This is a genomic window from Clostridium sp. X (assembly GCF_055755365.1).
In genome coordinates this window covers 95,321-114,516 of the sequence record NZ_CM146912.1, presented here as the reverse complement: position 1 = coordinate 114,516, position 19,196 = coordinate 95,321, and the positions used below count along the sequence as shown (strand labels likewise).

Sequence of the window (19,196 nt, the reverse complement as noted above, 5' to 3'; positions counted from 1 at the left end):
AAATATATTTTACTTATAATATGTCGAAGCTTGACCAAAAGAAAGAAAATTATCTTATTAAAATATCACATGGATATATAGAAAATGACAGAAGTGTAATAACAGATGGTCCAATGAAAGATTATGAAGGAACTATAAAGAAGATTGACAGGCATAAAAGAAAAGCAATACTAGAGGTGGAGTTTTTCGGGAGGACTATGGAGGTTAATGGGGGATTGGAAATTGTGAGGAAGGTATAGGTATAATTTTTATGCTTTCCTGAAATGTATGTATAATATGGAAATATTGAAAAAGAGTTTGTCATAATATGTATGCGGAATAATATGCTTATGGCATAATATGAATACGGCATAATTAGGAACAAAAGCAGGTAGTCCTAGATGGGAGGTCTGCTGAGTTCATATTTTCTTACCCGAGAAAATGAATAAAACCTTGTAAAATCAAGGAATTTTGACATTGAAGGAGGGGAGAGTCGTATTAAGCAATTGGAAGAAATTCGGATTGCTGATTATCATGTTTTGAATAAAAAAGTTAAAATCGGATTATGAGTCATAGATGAGACGGGATGTCCACATTGACAAAAATAGTTCAGAAGACTGTGGGAGAGATAAGAATGGGGAAATAAATACCTTGAACAATTGAACATTCCATTCGTTATGGGAGTTGGAGGCAGCTTTGATGTCCTCCGTAAACTGCACCCTTTAATCCTGTCTTTTGACGGAGTAATAAATATACACTGTATTAGTGTACTAGCGTGATTGACATTTAAGGGTGTAAGTATAAATTTGAGTTTAACAAATTAGTATAGAAATACTACTATATAGTGTAGTTATATGTATTTGGATTAACGCCTAAACTCCTAATCAGGTGACGATTGATGGTTTAGTTTAGAGGTTAATAACCTGGCCCGTCACATAGGGCCGAAAAAAGAGAGATTGCCTCTGTGCGTCCGGAATACGGGAAGAGAAGAAAGAAGAAAAGAATAGCCCATGTAAGGGCAAAAGAAATAAAGAGGAGAGTAGAGCAAAGATGTCAGATGAAAAATTAAAAGTGTGCTTAGTCGGTTCATCTGGAGGACACTTAACTCATTTATATATGTTAAAGCCTTTCTGGGAAAACAAGGATAGATTTTGGGTTACTTTTGATAAAGAAGATGCTCGTTCTCTGCTTCAAGGGGAGAAAATGTATCCTTTATATTTTCCCTCAAACCGCTCTATCAAGGCACTCATCATAAACACATGGCGTGCATTGAAGATTTTACCTAAAGAAAAACCAGATCTTATTATCAGTTCTGGAGCTGCAGGTGCGGTTCCTTTCTTTTGGTTAGGTAAGCTCTTTGGAGCAAAGACTATTTATATTGAAGTATTTGATAGAATTGATGCTTCCACAATTGCTGGAAAGATGTGCTATCCAGTTACAGATAAGTTTATTGTGGAATGGGATGAGATGAAGGACGTTTATCCTAAGTCTATCAATCTCGGAAGTATTTTCTAAGGGTGGTGAGACTATGATTTTTGTTACAGTTGGTACTCACGAGCAGCAGTTTAATCGTCTCGTTGAGTATATGGATAAATGGGCAGCAGAGCACGATGAAAAAGTTATCATTCAGTCTGGATATAGTACATATGAGCCAAAGCATGCAACATGGTCAAAATTATTCCCATATCCAAAGATGATAGAGATGGTAGATAAGGCAAGAATTGTGATCACTCATGGTGGTCCTTCTAGTTTTATCATGCCACTCCAAATTGGAAAAACTCCTATTGTTGTACCAAGAAGATTCAGCTTTGATGAACACGTCAATGACCATCAAGTGAAATTCTGCAAAGAAGTTGAAAACAGAATGGGAACTATCGTGGTTGTTGAGGATGTGGAGAAATTAGGTAGCGTAATTGAGAATTACGATGATATAAAAAGAGAAGGAAAGAACTCCAGCAATAATGCTAAATTCTGTTCGGATTTAGAAGGCATTGTTGATGAGATGTTTAAGGGGAAAAAGTAGTTATGAAAAAAGTTGGAATACTTTCTATGCAGAGGATAGCCAATTATGGTTCATTCCTTCAAGCATATGGTTTAAAGCATATATTAGAAGATTTGGGTTGTGAAGTTCAATTTGTTGACTATCATCCAGGGGAGATACTTATTCCAGCTGATGGTGGTACAGGCTTAAAGAGAAAAGTATCTAAAGTTTTAGAAGCATTCAAGTATAATGCACCTCTAAAAGAGAAGATTAAGTTTATCAAGTATAAGAAAAATTATGCTGCTAATTATTATCCATACCTTGGTTTAGGTGAGATGAATTACTCTCCTGAACTAGATGTATTGGTAATTGGTAGCGATGAAGTTTTTAACTGTGTCCAAAACAATACCAATGTAGGTTTCTCACCTGAGTTATTTGGTTCGAATAATAATGCTAAAAAGGTCATTACTTATGCAGCCTCATTTGGTAATACCACAGTTGAGAAATTAAAAAAGTATGGAGTGGATGATAAAGTTGCTTTATACCTTAAAGATATAGATTCAATTTCTGTTAGAGATAAGAATAGTGGAAATGTTGTAAAAGAGCTAACCGGAAAGGAGCCGTTATATAACTTGGATCCTGTGTTGGCTTATGACTTCATTGGAAAATGTACTGATATTCCTACAAGCGTTCCTGAAGATAAGTATATGATTCTTTATGGTTACGCAGGTCGTTTTAGTAAAGAAGAATGCAAGAAAATCAGAAAATATGCCGATAGTAAGGGATTGAAGATATTCTGTATCGGCGGTGTTCAAGATGCTTGCGATAAGTTTATTGACTGCAATCCATTCCAGGTTATCGCGTACTTCCAATACGCTGACTGTGTTGTTACTGATACATTCCACGGAACAATCCTATCTGTAATTACACATAGCCAATTTGCATCCGTTGTAAGAAGTGTTGGATACGGTAATAGTGAAAAGATGACCGACTTACTTGGTAGGTTAGGACTAAGTGATAGAATCGTTGAAGATTTGAATCAAGTAGCAAGCAAGGTTGAAGAACTTATCAACTACGACAAAATTGATGAGGTTATCAAGACTGAAAGAAATAGAAGTTATGAGTATCTTTGTAAGAATGTGGAGGTGTAGTAAATGACAGAAAATGCTTTAATTACAATTATTGTTTGTATATACAATGGAGAAAAATATTTAAAAGAATGCTTAGATTCTGTAATTAAACAAGATTATAAAAATTTAGAAATTATTCTGGTTGATGATGGTTCCAAGGACAGAAGTTCATTAATAGCGGATGAGTACAAAGTAGATTCCAGAGTAAAAGTTATTCATCAAATAAACTCTGGAGTAAGCACTTCTAGAAACAATGCATTGAAAATGGCAAATGGAGAGTATATTTGCATCATAGACCAAGATGATGTGTTATCAAGGAATTATGTATCATATTTATATGGCTTATGTGAAAATAATAATGCTGAGATAGCTCTAACTCCAGATGTTGATAAGTTTTTTGATGAAATGAAAGTAGACAATAGAGAAGATAGAGTAAAGGTGATAACAGGAAGGGAAGCTGTGATCACAATGCTTTACCATAAATTTGTTATTGCGCCTTGGAATAAAATAATCAAAAAAAGTTTAATTAATGCATCAGAAATATGGTTCAATCCTCAATATTTCAATGGTGAGGGGTTTGCTTTCTCTATAGAATGTTTTCAAGCAGCAAATAGAGTAGCTGTTGGAAGTAAAAAAGTCTATCACTATAGAGTGGGAGATCCGACTACCGGCGCATCTGTTTACAAGGAACAGTATTTAAATAGCAGTATCAATGCTCAGCAATACATTAAGAGCAAATTAAGATTTACTGATGAAGAAGTTTTAGATTCTTGGAAATTTAGTAATTGGCACACCCATTGCGATGCATTCAATGTAATGGTTGGATGTAAAGCTAAAAGGGAAAATATAGATTTATATAACAGATTAAAAAATGAGTGCCAAAAAGATGCTTTATTGGCTCTTAAAGCACCAGTTTCTAAGCAACAAAAGTTAAGAGGGATTCTATTCAAATTTAACCCTTGTTTTGCAGCTAGTATTATTAATAGATTTAGGATTAGAAAGTTTAAAACAGTAGATTAGGAGATATATCATATGCCTTTATTTTCAGTAATAATGCCAGTTTATAATTCGGAGACAACGCTTCAAATGAGTCTACAAAGCATCTTTAATCAAACAATTAGAGATTTTGAAGTAATAGTTGTAAATGATGGGTCCACTGACAACTCATTAAAAATGTTGGAAACATTTTCATCACAATACAACAACTTAATTATAATTAATCAAAAGAACGCCGGACCTGGAGCTGCAAGAAATAATGGTATTGCAAATGCAACAGGGGAGTATATTGCTTTTTTAGATGCGGACGATTATTGGAGCCCAGATTTTTTCGAGACTGTCCTTGAGGCCTCAGATAATAAAAAAGCTGATTATATTTATATTGAAATGGTAAAAGAAACTCTTGAAGGAAAGATAATTGCAAAAACAAATGTGAGTAAAAATATAAATCTTTCTAAAGAGCAAATGATATGCCGTCAAATGACCGGGAAAATGCCATGGGGGATGTCAAAGGTTATTCGTAGAGATGTCTTATTAAAATCCAAAGGTAAATTTATGAGATTTTCAGTTGGTGAAGAAAATATATTTAGCTTCGAAGCATTGAGAGCATCGAACAAAATTGCTTTTACAGAAAAAGTGATATATCACTATATTCAAAATGAAATGGGACAGCACAAAAAAGGAGACTACGATCCTTGGAACACTCTTGTGGCAAACTTTAAACAATATTTAATGACACAGGGCGAGTATGAAAGGTACGAATCTACTATAAATAGTTTGTCATTAAAAGCGATGTCAATAAGTCTATATAGATACTCAAATAGTATGCCTTTTTGGAAGGCACGTAAAGAGATAAAAAGAATATTTAAATATTATTCCCATAACTATGATTTTAATAATATCAATGAGGATGCGCTAGATAAGTCTACAATTGGTATTTTAACATTTGCAAGAATGAATTTGTTTTTAATTATATATATTGCGTCCAAGATTAGAGATTATAGACAGAAATAAAAGGTAAAAAATGATTAATTTTGTAATATTCAATTTAATACTCCTCGCTTTAGTCGGGGGGGTATTTATTTTTAAAGAATAGAGAGAGTTTTATATTCTTTAGCATGGAGCACACAACTGTTCTAAAGGGCATTGGTGCATTGCTTGTATTGATGGGGACATGTTGCACTAGCCAATGGAATAAACGGGGTTCAGTTTATTGCTTGAGCAGGTATTTCGTTATTTTTAATATGTTCTGGATATGGATTAGAAGAATCGTATAAGAAGAATGGGCTTAAATCTTACTGGAAGAAGAAAATAGTTAATGTAATAATTCCGTATTATGTAATTTGCTTAATAGGATACTTTATTTCACATTATAATGAAATATCTGTAAGTGGAATAATAAGAATACTGAATTTTCAAGCACAGTAGTATATCAACTTTCTGTTAATTAATTACATTGTTTTCTACGTTGTTACAAAAAAAAATGGTAGTATATGGGAAAAACGCATTTACTTGTTTTTTATTGTATATCTAACGTGGTTTCTTTTGGATAGTTTGTTTTTTGCCTCAACTACTGCACCATTTTTAATAGCAAGACAAATGAGTGCGTTTGTATCGGGGATTTTAGTCTCTCAAAATAGACAAAGAATTGAAAATTTTATTAGTTCAAAAAAGTTTATAGCTTTTAATGTCATTATTGGAGTATCTTTTATGGTAATTACTAATACTAATACAATTTAAAAAATGCCGATATTGTTATCAAATCTTTTATCATTATTTACTGTTGTACCTCTTGCTTATGCAGTTATTGCCTTCACAAGCAAATATAGATTAATTTTTAAAAATAAGTTTATTTTTTTGACTGGTATTGTTTCGTATGAAGTATTTTAATTCATTCTAATTGTTTGGAGTTAAGTACCCATTGATTTTATGTATTATTGTTTTTTTTGCTTTAGTGTTTGGTTTGTCATATTTCTTAAATATTAGGTATAAAAAAAATAAAAGATAAGGTTTTATAGGAGAGTCGATATGTCACAGTTGTTATACCTGTTTTTGATGATGATTGTCCTGTTACTTAGCTATTTAGCTAGAAGGACAGAGAAAAAAATATTTCTATATTCGTTAATTTTTCTTCTTGCGTTTATTGCAGGGTTTAGGGGACAACTTTGTGGCGTAGATACACCATCGTATTATGAGTCCATATCTAAGGGATTTCCATATTCTTGGATGTTTAGAGAAGAAGGATTTAGGTTAATTGCAAACTTTTTTATGGATACTTTTAGTAATCCTCAATTAATGTTTGTTTTTTGCGCAGTGGTAACGAATTTATTGATAGTATTAAGAATTTGGGATTTTAGAAAAGAAGCAAAATTCGATTTTATGATACTCATTTACATATTGATGTTTTTTCCGAATTCGATGAATATAATGAGACAGTTTGTTGCTGTTGCGCTGGTGTTCTATGGAACTAGGTTTTTAAAAGAAACTCAATTATTATTTATTCCCTTTTTAATTGCTGCTTTCTTTTTTCATAGATCATCTTTACTAGCGATTGGTTTTCTAGCGATATCTATGTGGAGTGGCTTTTCAAAAAAACAAAAACAATTGTTTGCAATTCCCATGATTCTGGTTATTGCTGCATCAGTAATGTATGTAGGTGCTTACTTAGCAGGCGACGTCGAATCTTATTCTTCTCAAAAAGTAAGCAATGTAAACATAACGTTCTTTTATTTATTCGTTATAACACTGTTTTCTTTAGTAATGTATATATCAAAGAGACGAATAAAGTTTTTAAATTCAAATAATCGACGTTTAATTAATGATTATAAAATTGATAATACTGTAATTATATATACCTTGATCGGACTTGCATTTAGTTCATTGTCGTTATTTTTTGCATTCGTTGGGCGAACTGGAATATATTATACAATTTATTACATTATTTATTGGGGGATTGCTTCTAGCAAATTTAAGAATTCAAGATTGAATAAGGTATTAATTCTAATTTATGCTTTTTATCTATTCGGACTAGTACTGATTAGAAATGATGCATCCATTTTCCCTTATATTATTTATTTTTATTAAGGAGAGGAGTGAAATGTTTACATTGTCAGTATTGTAAATACTGATATTGTGTACATTATATTAATTATGAAAACATGTTTATTATCAATAATTATTCCAATTTATAAAGTGGAACAGTATTTAAGAAAATGCCTGGATTCAATCATAATACAGGTGAATAATGAGGTAGAATTAGTTCTTGTTGATGATGGTTCTCCTGACAATAGTGGTATTATTGCGGATGAATATGCAAATAAATACTCATTTATACACACATATCACAAACTTAACGGAGGACTATCTGATGCGAGAAATTTTGGTATCAATAAGTCAAATGGAGAATATATGTGGTTTGTCGACAGTGATGACTATATTGAACCCAATTCTTTATCAGAGATAATTAAATTTTTAAAAAACAATTTTCCAGATGTACTTGTAATACAATCAAAAATTGATCAAAATTCGGAAATTAGGGATGAAAGAAAATATACTATAAAACAAGGCGTGTATAATTCTCATGATTATATGGAACAGCTCAGGTTGCATCCGGAGGCTTCAATTTTTTGTGCACAATATCAAATAGTTAGAAAAGATTTTGTAATAGACAAAAAATTGTATTTTTTTAAGGGGATTTTACATGAGGATGAGCTTTGGACACCCCAAATTCTAATCAATGCAAATGCCATTTATTATAGCGGATTAAATATTTATTATCATGTTATGAGAGATGGATCAATAATGAATTCAAACAACCTTGAGAAAAGTGGTAGATCTGATATTATTTTGACTCATGAATTGATTGAAGTTTTTGACAAATCTGGAAGAGATGATCTTGTATATATGAGAGATCATGCAGTAGATACTTTCATGCAAAGTATTTGGAAAGTTCCTAATTTTTTGAAAAATGAAAAAATATGTAGAACCTTGCCTATTAAAAATTCATATTATAAAAAAACAAAGCTTAAGGCACTTTTATATTTTCTTTCACCTTATTTGTATTTAAAACTACATAACAAGATAAAGAAGTAAACATATCAATGTATCTTCCGAAGTCATAGTTTACTAGGCTTTATATTTTTAAAAATAATAAGAGAATTAATTTGGAGGTTAAGTTTTAATGCGAAAATACTTAAGAAAACTAAAGAGAATGCTCTTGGATACTGCTAGTTTTCTGACAACTAAAATTGGTTTGTTCTTTGATAAAGAATTTATAAGATTAAAAAAAGATAGGCAGGCCAAAATTATTTTACTTGATCTTCCCACACATGAAAACTTAGGAGATCATGCCATAGCTGTTTCCGAGTATGATTTTATTAAAAAAAAGTATCCTCATAGCTATGTATATAGATTTTCTTATAATCAATGTAGATTTTGTTTACATCAAATCGAAAAGCATATTAAAAAGCAAGATAAATTATTCCTTCCAGGAGGAGGCTTTTTAGGAACCCTTTGGAAAAAAGAGAATGATGTAGTTTTAAATATACTTTCGCTGTTTAAGAATAATAAAATAGTTATTTTCCCACAAACAGTATATTTTGACGAAAAATGTATTGATGAAGTAGAAAAGTTTAAAAACGTTGTGAATAAACATACAGATTTAACAATCTGCGTTCGAGAAAAAAAGTCATATGATGTATTAATAAAATTAGTATGCTGTAATGTTCTGTTGGTGCCTGATATAGTTCTAGCCTATCAACAATGTAAGGTTAATCATAATAAAAATGGCAAGATATTATTGTGCTTTCGAAATGATAAAGAGCGTATATTCAATCCTAATAAATTGATAGATTATCTTGATAGTCAAAAATTACAATATGATTTTGAAAGCACGATTGCAGAGAGAAAGATTAAAATAAGCGAAGCAGCTGAAGAGGTAAGCAATAAAATAGGCACTTTTTCTAGTTACTCACTTGTTATTTGCGATAGACTTCATGCCATGATTTTTAGTTATTTGGGCGAAACACCATGTATGTCATTCGATAATATAAGTCAAAAGGTAAGTGGTGTTTATTATTGGATAAAAAATGCAGAAGGCTATAAATGCATTAATGAAAATGAATTAGAATTTAATCAAATAAATAGATTGATAAATTCTAGAGTAGAAAAAGTAGATTTAACAAATGAATTTTTTCGTTTGTATCAAATTATTTAAAGGAGAAATTCAATGAAAAGATTTATCGATATTAGGGTGCCGGTAGAGACTTGTAATTTTAGGTGCCATTATTGTTATATTGCTCAGCAACATAGATTTGATAAGGCTTTGCCAAAGTTCGATTACTCCCCTGAACATATAAGGAAGGCGTTATCGGCTGAAAGATTAGGGGGGCAAGTACATATCAACATGTGTGGTGGGGGAGAAACGCTCCTACCGAAAGAAATGCCACAAATAATCTATGAGTTGTTAAAAGAAGGTCATTATATTTTTGTTGTAACAAATGGAAGTATTTTTAAAAGATTTGATGAGATTTTAGAAATTGTACCTAGTGATTTATTGCCACATTTAGGGTTTAAATTTTCGTTTCACTATTTGGAATTGAAACGTTTAAATTTAATGGATAAGTATTTTGAAAACATTAGAAAAGTATGGAATGCTGGCTGTTCTTTCTCTTTGGAGTTAACACCTAATGATGAATTAATACCACTTATTCCAGAAATTAAAGAAGTTTGCTTGAAAAATGTTGGGGCATTGTGCCATATATCAGTGGCTAGAGACGACAGAAAAATGGATGTTCCAATTTTAACAAATTTGAACAGGGATGAATACTTAAAAACATGGGGACAATTTAATTCTCAATTTTTTGATTTTAAGATGTCGACTTTTAATATCAAAAGAAGAGAGTTTTGTTATGCTGGCGCATGGAGTGGGTATTTGGATTTAGGAACAGGAGAAATGCGTCAGTGTTACTGTGGAAATACACAAAATATATACAAGGATATTAATGAACCGATAGATTTTAATCATTGCATAGGTAAAAATTGTAAAGAAGCTCATTGTTTTAATTCACATGCATTCTTAACGGTGGGCCTAATTCCTGAATTAGAGACTCCAGTGTATGCTACTATGAGAAATAGAGTTACAGTCGATGGTAGAGCGTGGCTTAGTCCAGAAATGAAAGAATTTTTGAGCCATCAATTAAAAGAAGAAAACTCTTTGTATACTGCCAAAGAAAAAAAATTATATGGAAATAAAAGAACGTATAAGGATCTATTGTATTTTATAAAACACAGCATTTTTAGATCTATTTTATATACTTTCAAGAAGGGGAATTATAATGGTTAGTATATCCAGAACCAAAAACTCTGTACGTAATATAGGGTTTGGATTGATGTATAAAATATTGGCACTTGTACTCCCGTTTATTGCTAGAACTATTATTATCTACTATCTTGGTATCCAATATGTCGGACTTACAAGCCTATTCACATCCATACTAAGTATGCTTAATTTGGCTGAGCTTGGAGTTGGTTCGGCTATAGTTTTCAGTATGTATGACGCTGTTGCAAGAGACGATAAAAACTTAATATGTGCTTTACTAAAAGTTTACAAGAAAGTATATACAATAATCGGCTTTATCATTCTTGCTGTAGGTCTTTTAATCTCTCCTTTTTTAAACAATATAATTTCAGGCGAAACACCATCAGATGTTAGTGTTTATGTCTTATATTATATTTATTTGCTTAATACTGTATTGACTTATTTTTTATTTGCTTATAAGAATTGTCTTTTTATTGCCCATCATAGAAATGATGTTATTAGTAAAATATCTGCTATTGTTTTAGTGTCACAAAATATACTCCAGATAGTATTCCTTATCATCACAAAGAATTATTATATGTATATAATTTGGATGGTGGTTGGCACTATTTTAAATAATCTGCTGATAAATTATATATCTTGTAAGCAATTTAAAAAATATAGACCTGAGGGGGAAGTTGAAAAGAGTGTCATTGACAATATCGTAAAAAAAGTAAAAGCACTGTTTTTATACAAAATTGGAGGCGTTGTATTAACATCTGTTGATAGTATTGTTATCTCTGCTTTTATTGGGCTTTCAATGCTTGGCAAGTATAACAATTATTATTTTATTATCACCTCTCTTTTTGCATTTTTAGCAATATTTTATGATTCAATAAGACCAGGAATTGGTAACAGTTTGGTAGTTGAAAATAAAGATAAAAATCTTAAAGACTTTTTTAAACTATTTATGCTTAACAGTTGGCTAGTTGGTTGGTGTACAGTATGTTTACTTTGCCTATATGAGCCATTTATGGAATTATGGGTTGGTGAATCTTTAACTTTTCCACTTAGTATTCTTATGTTATTTTCTGTATACTTCTATATATGGAAAATGATGGAAATTGTGAACCTTTATAAAGATGCAGCTGGAATGTGGGAATATGATAAATATAGACCGATAGTCGCATCAATAGTTAACCTTATATTAAATATAATATTAGTTCAAATGGTTGGAATATATGGAATTCTATTATCAACCATTATATCCATAGTAATAGTGATATTTCCGTGGTCAACTATTGTTCTATTCAAATATTTCTTCAATGAAAAGAAAAAAAACATGGCCAAATATTTTACAAAATATTTTTATTACATGTTTGTAACATTTGTAGCTTGTGTAATTACATATCTTACTTGTCAAAGCATACAAGCAGTTTCATTATTAGGATTAATATTAAGGTTTATTATTTGTTTAGTTGTTCCTAATATTGTATTTATATTTGGTCTTTCGTTTGATAAAGATTTTGTAACAACTATAGATTGGTTAAAAGGGAAACTGATGTTTTTAAAGGGAGATAAAAAATGAAACAAATGATTAAAAGGATTATTTCTTTTCTATTAGTTATTGTGTGCCTCTTTTTTGGAATAACTGTAAATGCAATAAGAAATAACTGGTTAAATTATGATTATTCGGATTATACTATACATATTTCAATAGACGACACGCTTGATCTTTTTTCTGATTTAACAGTAAACGAAAAAAAATACACATCTATTTTTGATAATCCAACCTTACAGTTTTGTAAGGAAATGCATGATGAGTATGGTGCTGTATTTAGTTTTTATGTATTCGCTAACTGGAATGGGTTTGAATTGAAAGATTGTACAAAAAAATACAGACTAGAATTTGAGCAAAACTCAGATTGGTTAAAATTTAATTTCCATGCTTATAACAGCAAAGAGAATTTAAATGAAATTGATCTTTATTCTTTCAAGAATGAGTATAATTCAACGATGAATTCTCTTGTTGATGTTGTGGGAGAAAACGCAATTGATAAAGCAACCAGGCTTTCAATGTTTTCTGGTAATAGGGAAATCTTAAAATACATTTCAAAGGATACTAGCATTTTCTATACTGCTGATGATACTAGAATTTCTTATTATTTTGATGATAGTATTAATGAAATTATATATAGTAACGAGATATACTATGATGAGAACTTGATGTTTATAAAAACTGATTTAAGACTAGATAACACAGAAAATCCTTATTCGTCGATGTTTGATTTAGTGAAAAATGATACTGATAAAAGGATAGAGGTATTTACACATGAATGGCTATTAAAACAAGGAAGTCTTAAAAGTCAATCAATATGGAAGATAAGGGAAGTCTGCAGGTTCGCGCATTATTATAAATTAAGATTCGAATTTAATTAGTAAGCTCAGTTCGACGAAGCCGCCCTTCGCAAAGGGGTCAGACCCCTGGTAAAGACTGTAAGTGAGTGGGCAAATGGAAATGCCACTCCGGGGAAGAAAGAATTGGATATGAAAAAGATGAAGTTGAGGTTTTTAGCAAGCTCAGTCATTCTTCCTCGCAAGCACCCCAGGGGTGTAATTTCTGGAAAATTGGTTATAATCAAGAATAAAAAAGGAGGTCTTGATTATGCCAACACCTAAAAGAAATTGGTATCATGGAGCAAGTTATCATATAACAGCTAGAGGGAATCATAGAAACGATATATTTAAGGACGAAGGCGATTTCACTAAATATGTATCCTTAATGAAAGAAGCTCTAGAATATTTTGAATATGATAACTATGAAATAATATGCTACTGTTTAATGGATAACCATATACACTTATTAATAAAAACGGAAAATAAGTCAGCAGGCAGTTTCATAGGCAGAATAAACAGTATGTATGCAAAGTATTATAATAAAAGATATAATTATATCGGGCATTTATTTCAGGATAGGTACTATTCCGAATTAATCGAAAGTGATCCTCAAATGCTAGAAACAAGCAGATATATTCATTTAAATCCTGTAAGAGCTAAGATGGTAAATAGCCCTCAGGAATATAAATGGAGTAGTTATAAAATATACATAGGTGCAGAAGAAAGTAAATTTGTATCATATACTAAGATTCTTTCTTATTTTAATAAAGAAAGGCAAGTTGAACTTTATAGAGAATTTGTTGAAATGTCTACTAACATAAATAATCCAGTAGTATAATATTTTATAATGGAGATTATATATAGAAAAGAGTGAGCGCAGTAGAGTGTATATATTCTACTATTTTTTCGCTTTGAATAGAGATTTAGTGAAGTTAAAATATAAGTGTAAAAGCTGAAGTGATTTGGTATAATAATAGTTTCAGTAGATGAAGGAGTGATTAAATGAGTCCTTTAGCTAAAGAAGTAATTGACAAATTGCGTAAAGAACATGATGCACAAGTTTTAGCAGAAGTATTAGATTTCTATGAATATCTGAAGCAAAAGAAAGAAAAGGAATGGAACATAATAAAAGAAGATGAACCAGATGAAGAAGAAATAAAAATATTGAAAGAATATAAAAACTCACAAGAAGATTTAATTCCTTTGGAGGATTTAGCAAGCTCAGTTTGACGAAGTTGCCCTTCACAAAGGGGCCAAACCCCTGTTGAAATATGTAAAATTATTTTATCACAAAATATTAGCAAGCTCAGTCATTCATCCTTCGCCAGCACCCCAGGGGTGTAAAATCTGGAAGAAGTGAGCAAATGGAAATGCCACGCCGGATGAAGAAAAAATTGGGTATGAAAAAGATGTAGTTGAGGTTTAAAGGCAAAACTAAATAAAAAACATTGATTTAGATGAGAATAAATAATAGAGATAATAAATAAAGTGGCGTAGCCGGAGATGGCATAGTTAAAAGAAGTAAGAACAGTAGAGTGTGAACTGCTCCCTGTCAAGTAGACAGGTAAAAAAATAAAAGATACTATCCTGTCAAGGTCTGATTTCGATATTCCATCGGAGTCAGACCTTTTAGGTTTTTTTGTAATCTTGTGGTATTATAAAACTGTATATATTCGTTAATTGCCTGATCTAAGTCCCCAAATGTATGAAATTTACTGAGGTAGTACATTTCAGATTTGAGTGTTCCCCAAAATCCCTCCATTGGCCCATTGTCAATACATCTGCTAACGCGAGACATGCTTTGAGTAGCACCAATACTGTCAAGCTTATTCTTAAATTGTTTGTTAGTATAATCGATTAAGAAAAAGGGATTGCTCCCTTTCCCTCATCTAAGAACCGTAGCAAGCTCAATCATACTTCTTTCGCAAAGGGGTCAGACCCCTGGGAAAGACTGTAAGTGAGTGAGCAAATGGAAATGCCACGACGGATGAGAAAAAAATTGGGTGTGAAAAAGATGTAGTTGAGGTTTTAAGGCAAAACCAAATAAAAAAACAGACGCGTTAGATGAGGATAGGGAATATAGATAGTAAATAAAGTGGCGTAGCCGGAGATGGTAGTTAAAAGAAGTAAGAACAGTAGAGTGTATATATTCTACTGTTTTTTCGCGTTAAATAGAGATTTAGCGAAGTTAAAATACAAGTGTAAAAGCTTAAGTAATTTGATATAATTATAGTAATAATGTTAGTAAAAGAAGGAGTGATTTATATTGCCAGAAATAAGCTTATTTTTCGGTATTAGAATAACTATAAACTATAGTGATCATGTACCACCACATTTTCATGCCGAATATAATGGTGATAAAGCCTTAATTAATATAATAAATGTAAAAGTAATTAAAGGTATGCTTCCAAAGAGACAGCTAAAACTAGTATTAGCTTGGGCAGAGCTACATAAGGATGAATTAATGCAGAATTGGGAATTAGCAAGATTACATGAAAAGCTAAATAAGATAGCACCTTTATCATAAGGAGGAATGTTTATGGATTACTTTCCAGAAGTTATTCAAGTTATACCAACTAATGAGTATAAAGTATATATATATTTTGATGATGGATCTATAAAATTATTTGATGCATCAGAAATAATAAATAAGGGTATATTTACTCAGCTTAAAAGTAAAAGTATTTTTATAGATAGATGTACTGTTTTAAATGGTACATTGGCTTGGGATATTAATGGGAACTTTGATGAAGGAAATTGTTTAGATCTAGATCCTTTTGAACTGTATAATTGTCCTGAAGTTGAAGAACCTATTGAACTATTTAAATCATATACGCATTAGGAGCAAGCTCAGTTCGACGAAGTCGCCCATCGCAAAGGGGTCAGACCCCTGGGAAAGACTGTAAGAAAGTGAGTAAATGGAATTTGCCACACTGGAGAAGAAAGAATTGGATATGAAAAAGATGAAGTTGAGGGTTTAAGGCAAAACCAAATAAAAAATAGACGCGTTAAGATGATGATAAAGAATAGATAGAGTAAATAAAGTGGCGTAGCCATAGAAGGAATAGTTAAAATAAGTAAGAACAGTAGAGTGAGTATATTCTACTGTTTTTTCGCGTTAAATGGGAGTTTAGCGAAGCTAAGATTATATTGAAATATAATATCGGAAGTGTTAAAATTAATTAAGAGTTCTGAAATGGCTGGTGAAACAATGGATAAAGAAGCAAAGCAAATGTTTGGATTAATATTATCAAAGTTAGATAATATAGAAAAAAAACAGGAAAGCATGGAAAAAAGACAAGATGAAATATTTGATGTAGTAAAGGCTATTGAACATAGCAATAATATAAAAACAGCTGAAATAGATAATCTAAAATACAAAGTTGCCCATGTAGAAGGAACTATTAATGGGATTGGAAATTTCATTGAAAAGCGAAGAGCAATAAAATAGCAAAGAGCCTATTAATCTAGGTTCTTTTTTCTTTCTCAAGCACCCCATCAAGCTCAGTTCGACGAAGTCGCCCATCGCAAAGGGGTCAGATCCCTGAGAAAGACTGTAAGTAGGTGAGTAAATGAAATTTGCCACACTGGAGAAGAAAGAATTGGATATGAAAAAGATGAAGTTGAGGGTTTAAGGCAAAATCAAATAAGAAATAGACGCGTTAGATGAAAATAGAGATAATAAATAAAGAGGCTGAGCCAAAGATGGCATATTTAACAGTAGAGTATGTATATTCTACTGTTCTTGGCGTTAAGTGGAAATTTAGCCAAGTTAGATTTAATTTTGAAACTAGCATATGGCAATGTTAAAATATAAGTATAAAATTTATTGGTGGTGAACAAAATGGACAATGAAGTTTTAGAATTATTAAAAACTATTAATAATAAACTTGATAAACATACACGAATATTAAGAGCATTGGAACATGTAAGTGGAATTCACAAAGCAGATATAGATAAAGTTAATAATGCAATTGCAAGAGTTGAGGGTGAAGTTAAAGGAATTAGAGAAGATCTTACAGCTGTAGAAATGATAACATCTAAAAATTGGAATGATATATCAAAATTAAAAGCAGTAAAATAGATCCTGTAAGGGGTCAGACCCTTGTTAAAGTAATCATGAAATATAAGATATTTAATATAAATAAAAAGATAAAGTTGTCAGTTCAGAGAATTGATAACTTTATTTTTTTTCAATTTTTATGCTAAATTTAAGTAAAATAAGCAGGAGATAATGATTAAAATGTAGTTTAAAGTTAAGAATTATAATAATAAAAGAGAAAAAGGATGAATAGTATGCCAAGAAAAAAACATAAGTGGTATCCAGGAGCAAAACTACATGTAATAGCAAGAGGAAATCGTAGAAATGATATATTTCGGGATAGAACAGATTATGAACTATATTTAAATTATTTGCAAGAAGCTATTGAGTATTATGATAATAGATATCATATAATAGCGTATACGTTGATGACAAATCATGTGCATCTTGAAGTTGAAACAGAAGATAGGGATATATCAGATTTTATTAAAAGGGTACATAGTAGATATGCGTGGAATTTCAATAAAAAATATAATTATATAGGACATTTATTTCAGGATAGATATAGATCAGAGCTAATAGAAAATGATAATTATGTATTAGAGTCTAGTAGATATATACATCTTAATCCTGTAAGAGCTAGAATGGTAGAACATCCAGCAGAATATGAATGGAGTAGTTACAGTATGTATATAGGAAAAGAAAAAGAGAAAATTATTGAAAGTGAAAAATTATTATTTTATTTTAACAAAGAAAATTGTAGAGAGTTATATAAATCTTATGTAGAAAGTGCAATGAAATAATAGATAGAAAGAAGAGTGAATATATTTGGCTTCAGTAATTAATAGTTTTGCAATATCTGGAATAGATGCTTATGTAGTTAATATAGAAACAGATACTATATTTGGGCAGCCTTCGGTTTCAATAGTGGGGCTTGGAGATGCAGCCATTAAAGAAGCGAGAGAAAGACTAGAAGCTGCTATAAATCATGAAAAGTATGAATTTCCGAAGATGAAAGTTGTAATTAATTTAGCTCCAGGAGATATAAAGAAGAGCGGATCGCATTTTGACTTAGGAATGGCTATAGGGATACTAGTGCAAACAAAACAAATAACTGTAAATGAAATTGATAGATTTGCATTTATAGGAGAGCTATCATTAAATGGAGAGTTAAGACCATGTTCAGGAATACTCCCTATGGCAATAGAGGCCAAGCGGAAAGGTATTAATAATTTAATTGTACCTAAGGATAATCTAGAAGAAGCTTCCTTAGTTAGTAATATAAACATTTTTGCCTTTCAAACATTATGTGAAGTAGTAAAGTTTTTAGACGATACAGGCACATATAATAAGCCTTTAGATGAATACAAAAGTAAACATAAAATATACAAGGATTACTTATTAGATTTTGAAGATGTTCAAGGACAAGATTCTGTTATAGAGTATATAGTTATAGCTGCAGCAGGTGGACACAATATTATAATGTCAGGATCTCCGGGTTGTGGAAAGTCTATGATAGCAAAGAGAATTCCTACCATCTTACCTTCTATGGCAGAAAGTGAGGCTTTGGAAGTAACTAAAATTTATAGTGTTGCAGGACTTTTAAAGAATAAAGGAAGTTTAATAACACAAAGACCTTTTAGATCACCTCACCACAATGCGTCTATGAACTCACTTATAGGAGGAGGAAATAATGCAATGCCAGGAGAAATATCTCTTGCTCATAATGGTGTTCTATTCTTAGATGAGATAGCAGAGTTCAATAAAAGGACCTTAGAAGCTTTAAGACAACCTATGGAGGACAATATAGTTACAGTTTCTAGAGTTAAATACACTCATACATATCCAGCTAATTTTATGATGGTAGCAGCTATGAATCCTTGTCCTTGTGGATATTATGGAGATACTAGATGTAGATGCACAGATTATGAAATTTTAAAATACAGACAGAAGATATCAGGGCCAATTTTAGATAGAATAGATATTCAAAAGTATGCACAATCAGTAGAATTTATGGAACTATCTAATTACAATAAGGGAATAAGTTCTAAAGAATTAAGAGAAAAGGTAGAGCGAGCAAGAGAAATTCAAACGGAAAGATACATAGATATAGAGAACGTGAATTGTAATGCTGAAATAACTCCAGGATTAATTAAAAAGTTTTGTGCTTTAGATGGTGAGAGTAAAAACTTGATACAAGTAGCATATGAAAGATTTAAGTTTAGTGCAAGGTCATATCATAAGTATTTAAAAGTAGCTAGAACATTTGCAGACATGGATGAATCAACAGATATTAGAAAACAGGATATTGCAAAAGCTCTTATGTGTAGAGATTTAGAGAAAGAACAATCAAATATGATGGTAGTTTAAAGA

23 protein-coding genes are annotated in these 19,196 nt (G+C 31.2%); 22 read left to right on the top strand and 1 reads right to left on the bottom strand.

Features of this window, described 5'->3' with window-relative positions; all coding sequences use genetic code 11:
- Positions 1-20: 20 nt before the first annotated feature.
- The 15 genes from ACX0KU_RS00595 (at position 21) to ACX0KU_RS00525 (ending at position 14,011) form a co-directional block, all read left to right on the top strand.
- Entirely contained in the window at positions 21-239 is a 219-nt protein-coding gene (locus tag ACX0KU_RS00595) for a KOW motif-containing protein (RefSeq protein ID WP_472991013.1), read from the top strand.
- Positions 240-1,029: 790 nt separating this feature from the next.
- Positions 1,030-1,494, top strand: coding sequence for a PssD/Cps14F family polysaccharide biosynthesis glycosyltransferase (gene pssD / locus ACX0KU_RS00590; protein ID WP_472991012.1), 465 nt, complete (start codon positions 1,030-1,032; stop codon positions 1,492-1,494).
- Positions 1,495-1,507: 13 nt separating this feature from the next.
- Positions 1,508-2,002: a glycosyltransferase gene (locus tag ACX0KU_RS00585; protein WP_472991011.1), complete on the top strand. Its 495-nt coding sequence runs from the start codon at positions 1,508-1,510 to the stop codon at positions 2,000-2,002.
- Positions 2,003-2,028: 26 nt separating this feature from the next.
- Positions 2,029-3,111 (top strand): polysaccharide pyruvyl transferase family protein, encoded by a 1,083-nt coding sequence (locus ACX0KU_RS00580; protein ID WP_472991010.1) that lies wholly within the window; start codon positions 2,029-2,031, stop codon positions 3,109-3,111.
- A gap of 3 nt (positions 3,112-3,114) precedes the next feature.
- Positions 3,115-4,110 carry a glycosyltransferase family 2 protein gene (locus ACX0KU_RS00575; RefSeq protein WP_472991009.1) on the top strand — a complete coding sequence of 332 codons (996 nt, stop codon included), beginning with the start codon at positions 3,115-3,117 and terminating at the stop codon, positions 4,108-4,110.
- Positions 4,111-4,122: 12 nt separating this feature from the next.
- Positions 4,123-5,100, top strand: coding sequence for a glycosyltransferase family 2 protein (locus ACX0KU_RS00570; RefSeq protein WP_472991008.1), 978 nt, complete (start codon positions 4,123-4,125; stop codon positions 5,098-5,100).
- A gap of 531 nt (positions 5,101-5,631) precedes the next feature.
- Entirely contained in the window at positions 5,632-5,826 is a 195-nt protein-coding gene (locus tag ACX0KU_RS00565) for a hypothetical protein (RefSeq protein WP_472991007.1), read from the top strand.
- Positions 5,827-6,114: 288 nt separating this feature from the next.
- The gene (locus ACX0KU_RS00560) at positions 6,115-7,170 is read left to right on the top strand and encodes an EpsG family protein (protein ID WP_472991006.1); all 1,056 of its coding nucleotides are present in this window, start codon (positions 6,115-6,117) and stop codon (positions 7,168-7,170) included.
- Between the two features lie 66 nt (positions 7,171-7,236).
- Complete coding sequence (locus ACX0KU_RS00555; RefSeq protein ID WP_472991005.1) at positions 7,237-8,178, top strand: glycosyltransferase; 942 nt, start codon at positions 7,237-7,239, stop codon at positions 8,176-8,178.
- Between the two features lie 88 nt (positions 8,179-8,266).
- Positions 8,267-9,301, top strand: coding sequence for a polysaccharide pyruvyl transferase family protein (locus ACX0KU_RS00550; RefSeq protein ID WP_472991004.1), 1,035 nt, complete (start codon positions 8,267-8,269; stop codon positions 9,299-9,301).
- A 12-nt stretch (positions 9,302-9,313) separates the two neighbouring features.
- Positions 9,314-10,429, top strand: a complete 1,116-nt coding sequence (locus ACX0KU_RS00545) for a radical SAM protein (RefSeq protein WP_472991003.1) — start codon at positions 9,314-9,316, stop codon at positions 10,427-10,429.
- On the top strand, positions 10,422-11,972 hold the full coding sequence (locus tag ACX0KU_RS00540) for a lipopolysaccharide biosynthesis protein (protein WP_472991002.1): 1,551 nt from the start codon (positions 10,422-10,424) through the stop codon (positions 11,970-11,972). The genes ACX0KU_RS00545 and ACX0KU_RS00540 overlap by 8 nt, the downstream gene beginning before the upstream one ends.
- Positions 11,969-12,823 (top strand): hypothetical protein, encoded by an 855-nt coding sequence (locus tag ACX0KU_RS00535; protein WP_472991001.1) that lies wholly within the window; start codon positions 11,969-11,971, stop codon positions 12,821-12,823. The genes ACX0KU_RS00540 and ACX0KU_RS00535 overlap by 4 nt, the downstream gene beginning before the upstream one ends.
- Positions 12,824-13,049: 226 nt before the next feature.
- Positions 13,050-13,619, top strand: coding sequence for a transposase (locus tag ACX0KU_RS00530; protein ID WP_472991000.1), 570 nt, complete (start codon positions 13,050-13,052; stop codon positions 13,617-13,619).
- A 164-nt stretch (positions 13,620-13,783) separates the two neighbouring features.
- Positions 13,784-14,011 (top strand): hypothetical protein, encoded by a 228-nt coding sequence (locus tag ACX0KU_RS00525; RefSeq protein ID WP_472990999.1) that lies wholly within the window; start codon positions 13,784-13,786, stop codon positions 14,009-14,011.
- A gap of 352 nt (positions 14,012-14,363) precedes the next feature.
- On the opposite strand, the gene ACX0KU_RS00520 is transcribed toward ACX0KU_RS00525, so the two are convergent.
- Entirely contained in the window at positions 14,364-14,597 is a 234-nt protein-coding gene (locus ACX0KU_RS00520) for a transposase (RefSeq protein WP_472992376.1), read from the bottom strand.
- Positions 14,598-15,047: 450 nt separating this feature from the next.
- Between ACX0KU_RS00520 and ACX0KU_RS00515 the strand changes: the two genes are divergently transcribed.
- From ACX0KU_RS00515 to ACX0KU_RS00485, 7 genes are all read left to right on the top strand, one after another.
- Positions 15,048-15,308 (top strand): DUF4160 domain-containing protein, encoded by a 261-nt coding sequence (locus ACX0KU_RS00515; RefSeq protein ID WP_472990998.1) that lies wholly within the window; start codon positions 15,048-15,050, stop codon positions 15,306-15,308.
- Between the two features lie 12 nt (positions 15,309-15,320).
- Positions 15,321-15,623, top strand: a complete 303-nt coding sequence (locus ACX0KU_RS00510) for a DUF2442 domain-containing protein (protein WP_472990997.1) — start codon at positions 15,321-15,323, stop codon at positions 15,621-15,623.
- Positions 15,624-15,950: 327 nt separating this feature from the next.
- Positions 15,951-16,232, top strand: coding sequence for a M domain protein (locus ACX0KU_RS00505; RefSeq protein ID WP_472990996.1), 282 nt, complete (start codon positions 15,951-15,953; stop codon positions 16,230-16,232).
- Positions 16,233-16,447: 215 nt separating this feature from the next.
- Complete coding sequence (locus ACX0KU_RS00500; protein WP_472990995.1) at positions 16,448-16,591, top strand: hypothetical protein; 144 nt, start codon at positions 16,448-16,450, stop codon at positions 16,589-16,591.
- A 34-nt stretch (positions 16,592-16,625) separates the two neighbouring features.
- The gene (locus ACX0KU_RS00495) at positions 16,626-16,865 is read left to right on the top strand and encodes a hypothetical protein (protein WP_472990994.1); all 240 of its coding nucleotides are present in this window, start codon (positions 16,626-16,628) and stop codon (positions 16,863-16,865) included.
- 212 nt (positions 16,866-17,077) lie between these two features.
- Entirely contained in the window at positions 17,078-17,626 is a 549-nt protein-coding gene (locus tag ACX0KU_RS00490; protein ID WP_472990993.1) for a transposase, read from the top strand.
- A 25-nt stretch (positions 17,627-17,651) separates the two neighbouring features.
- Positions 17,652-19,193 carry a YifB family Mg chelatase-like AAA ATPase gene (locus tag ACX0KU_RS00485; protein WP_472990992.1) on the top strand — a complete coding sequence of 514 codons (1,542 nt, stop codon included), beginning with the start codon at positions 17,652-17,654 and terminating at the stop codon, positions 19,191-19,193.
- Positions 19,194-19,196: the final 3 nt, after the last annotated feature.

Excerpts from the sequence above, each read along its gene's own strand:
- ACX0KU_RS00595 (WP_472991013.1), top strand. The coding sequence starts at position 21 with ATGTCGAAGCTTGACCAAAAGAAAGAAAATTATCTTATTAAAATATCA.
- pssD (WP_472991012.1), top strand. The coding sequence starts at position 1,030 with ATGTCAGATGAAAAATTAAAAGTGTGCTTAGTCGGTTCATCTGGAGGA.
- ACX0KU_RS00585 (WP_472991011.1), top strand. The coding sequence starts at position 1,508 with ATGATTTTTGTTACAGTTGGTACTCACGAGCAGCAGTTTAATCGTCTC.
- ACX0KU_RS00580 (WP_472991010.1), top strand. The coding sequence starts at position 2,029 with ATGCAGAGGATAGCCAATTATGGTTCATTCCTTCAAGCATATGGTTTA.
- ACX0KU_RS00575 (WP_472991009.1), top strand. The coding sequence starts at position 3,115 with ATGACAGAAAATGCTTTAATTACAATTATTGTTTGTATATACAATGGA.
- ACX0KU_RS00570 (WP_472991008.1), top strand. The coding sequence starts at position 4,123 with ATGCCTTTATTTTCAGTAATAATGCCAGTTTATAATTCGGAGACAACG.
- ACX0KU_RS00560 (WP_472991006.1), top strand. The coding sequence starts at position 6,115 with ATGTCACAGTTGTTATACCTGTTTTTGATGATGATTGTCCTGTTACTT.
- ACX0KU_RS00555 (WP_472991005.1), top strand. The coding sequence starts at position 7,237 with ATGAAAACATGTTTATTATCAATAATTATTCCAATTTATAAAGTGGAA.
- ACX0KU_RS00550 (WP_472991004.1), top strand. The coding sequence starts at position 8,267 with ATGCGAAAATACTTAAGAAAACTAAAGAGAATGCTCTTGGATACTGCT.
- ACX0KU_RS00545 (WP_472991003.1), top strand. The coding sequence starts at position 9,314 with ATGAAAAGATTTATCGATATTAGGGTGCCGGTAGAGACTTGTAATTTT.
- ACX0KU_RS00540 (WP_472991002.1), top strand. The coding sequence starts at position 10,422 with ATGGTTAGTATATCCAGAACCAAAAACTCTGTACGTAATATAGGGTTT.
- ACX0KU_RS00535 (WP_472991001.1), top strand. The coding sequence starts at position 11,969 with ATGAAACAAATGATTAAAAGGATTATTTCTTTTCTATTAGTTATTGTG.
- ACX0KU_RS00530 (WP_472991000.1), top strand. The coding sequence starts at position 13,050 with ATGCCAACACCTAAAAGAAATTGGTATCATGGAGCAAGTTATCATATA.
- ACX0KU_RS00525 (WP_472990999.1), top strand. The coding sequence starts at position 13,784 with ATGAGTCCTTTAGCTAAAGAAGTAATTGACAAATTGCGTAAAGAACAT.
- ACX0KU_RS00510 (WP_472990997.1), top strand. The coding sequence starts at position 15,321 with ATGGATTACTTTCCAGAAGTTATTCAAGTTATACCAACTAATGAGTAT.
- ACX0KU_RS00500 (WP_472990995.1), top strand. The coding sequence starts at position 16,448 with ATGAAAATAGAGATAATAAATAAAGAGGCTGAGCCAAAGATGGCATAT.
- ACX0KU_RS00495 (WP_472990994.1), top strand. The coding sequence starts at position 16,626 with ATGGACAATGAAGTTTTAGAATTATTAAAAACTATTAATAATAAACTT.
- ACX0KU_RS00490 (WP_472990993.1), top strand. The coding sequence starts at position 17,078 with ATGCCAAGAAAAAAACATAAGTGGTATCCAGGAGCAAAACTACATGTA.